We start from the raw sequence: 2,500 nt of genomic DNA, 5'->3' as shown, positions 1-2,500 counted from the left end.
ATCGTCAGGCCGTCCCGCGTGGCCCCGACATGGATCGTCTCGCCGTCATGCACCTTCCCGTCCAGGATCAGCCCGGCCAGCAGGTTCTGCAGGCTGCGCTGGATGACCCGCTTGAGTGGCCGCGCTCCATAGACCGGATCGTAGCCCGCATCCGCCAGCCAGTCCCCGCGCCGGCTGGTCGAGCACCAGCGTGATCTTGCGATCCGCCAGCAGGGTCAGCAGGTGCTGCATCTGGATATCGACGATCGTCGCCATGTCCGACTTCTGCAGACGACGGAACAGGATGATCTCGTCCAGGCGGTTCAGGAATTCCGGCCGGAAATGCTCCCGAACCACCCGCATCACCTGCGCCTGCACCAGAGCCGCCGGTTCACCCTCCGGCTGCTGTGCCAGGATGTCGCTGCCGAGATTGCTGGTCAGCACGATGATGGTATTGCGAAAATCCACCGTCCGTCCCTGGCCGTCCGTCAGCCGGCCGTCATCGAGAACCTGCAGCAGCACATTGAAGATGTCCGGGTGCGCCTTTTCCACCTCGTCGAACAGGATGACCTGGTAGGGCCGTCGCCGGACCGCCTCGGTGAGAACCCCCGCCCTCGTCATACCCGACATAGCCCGGGGGCGCCCCGATCAGGCGCGAAACCGCGTGCTTCTCCATGAACTCGCTCATGTCGATGCGCAGCAACGCGCGCTCGTCGTCGAACAGGAACTGCGCCAGGGCCTTGGTCAACTCGGTCTTGCCCACGCCGGTCGGACCGAGAAAAAGGAAGGAGCCGATCGGCCGGTGCGGGTCCTGCAAGCCGGCCCGGGCCCGGCGCACGGCGTGTGCCACCGCCTGCAGGGCATCCTCCTGGCCGACGACCCGCCGACGCAGCTCGTCCTCCATGCGGACCAGCTTGGCACGCTCGCCTTCCAGCATCCGGTCCACCGGAACGCCGGTCCAGCGCGACACCACCGAGGCGATCGACTCTTCGGTCACCGCTTCGTTCACCAGCTGGGCGTTGTCCTTGCCGGCATCCGTCGCGGCGATCTCGCTCTGCAGCGCCGGGATCACGCCATACATCAGCTCCGAGGCCCGTCCGAGATCGCCGCGCCGCTGCGCGATCTCGACCTCGGAACGCGCCGCATCCAGCCGCTCCTTGAGCTTCTGGGTCGTGTTGACCCGCTCCTTCTCGCTGCGCCACGTCGCACTCATCGCGTCCGATCGCTCGTCGAGATCGGCAATCTCCTGTTCCAGCTTGCCCAGCCGGTCCCGCGAGGCAGCATCGTCCTCGCGCTTGAGCGCCTCGCGCTCGATCTTGAGCTGGATCAGCCGACGGTCGAGCTCGTCGAGCGCTTCCGGCTTGCTGTCGACCTGCATGCGCAGGCGGCTGCCGGCCTCGTCCATGAGGTCGATCGCCTTGTCGGGCAGGAACCGGTCGGTGATGTAGCGATTGGACAGGGTTGCAGCGGCTACCAGCGCGCCATCGGTGATGCGCACGCCATGGTGCAGCTCGTACTTCTCCTTGATGCCACGCAGGATCGAGATCGTATCCGCCACCGAAGGCTCGCCGACAAAGACCGGCTGGAAGCGCCGCGCCAGCGCCGCATCCTTCTCGATGTACTTCCGGTACTCGTCCAGCGTGGTGGCGCCAATGCAATGCAGGGTGCCGCGGGCCAGTTCGGGCTTGAGCAGGTTGGACGCATCCATGGCGCCGTCGGCGCGGCCGGCACCGACCAGCGTGTGCATTTCGTCGATGAACAGGACCACCTCGCCGGCGGCGGTCTCGATCTCCTTGAGCACGGCCTTCAGCCGCTCCTCGAACTCGCCGCGAAACTTGGCCCCGGCGACCAGCGCGCCGAGGTCGAGAGCAAGCAGCCGCTTGCCCTTCAGCGCCTCGGGCACGTCGCCATTGACGATGCGCAGCGCCAGCCCCTCCACGATGGCGGTCTTGCCGACACCGGGCTCGCCGATCAGCACCGGATTGTTCTTGGTGCGGCGTGCCAGCACCTGAATCGCGCGCCGGATTTCCTCATCCCGGCCGATGACCGGATCGAGCTTGCCGTTCCGCGCAATCTCGGTCACGTCCCCGGGCGTATTTCTTGAGCGCATCGAAGCCGGCTTCGGCGTTCTCGCTCGTCACCTTGCGGCCCTTGCGTATCTCGTCGACGGCCCGCTCGAGCGCCTGGGCGGGAGCATTGGCCTGTCGCAAGGCATTGGCCGTCGGCCCATCGGAGGCCGCGAGGGCCACCAGCAGACGGTCCTGCGCCACGAAGCTGTCGCCGGCCTTGGTCGCCGCCGTCTGCGCATTATCCAGCACGCGCACCAGGTCCGGCGTCGCCTGCGGCTGGCCGGCACCGCCTCCCTGCACCTTGGGCTGACGCGCCAGCTCGATCTCGACAGCCGTCTTCGCCGCCTGCGGATCGCCTCCGGCCGCCTTGATCAGAGCTGCCGCGGCACCCTGCTCATCGTCGAGCAGCGCCTTGAGCAGGTGCTCGGGCGCCAGACGCTGATGGAAGTCGC

The 2,500-nt window shown here is 67.3% G+C and carries 1 pseudogene (cut by a window edge); it reads right to left on the bottom strand.

The features are described from left to right. Window positions 1-2,500, bottom strand: a pseudogene (gene clpB / locus ACQY4O_RS00005) (ATP-dependent chaperone ClpB) (its annotated part extends 22 nt beyond the left edge of the window); the annotation flags it as partial.

The sequence above is a fragment of the Lichenicoccus sp. genome, assembly GCF_965277665.1.
Taxonomy (GTDB): Bacteria; Pseudomonadota; Alphaproteobacteria; order Acetobacterales; family Acetobacteraceae; genus Lichenicoccus.
Note: the sequence above shows the minus strand (reverse complement) of the source record. Positions and strands in the feature narration are given on the sequence as shown.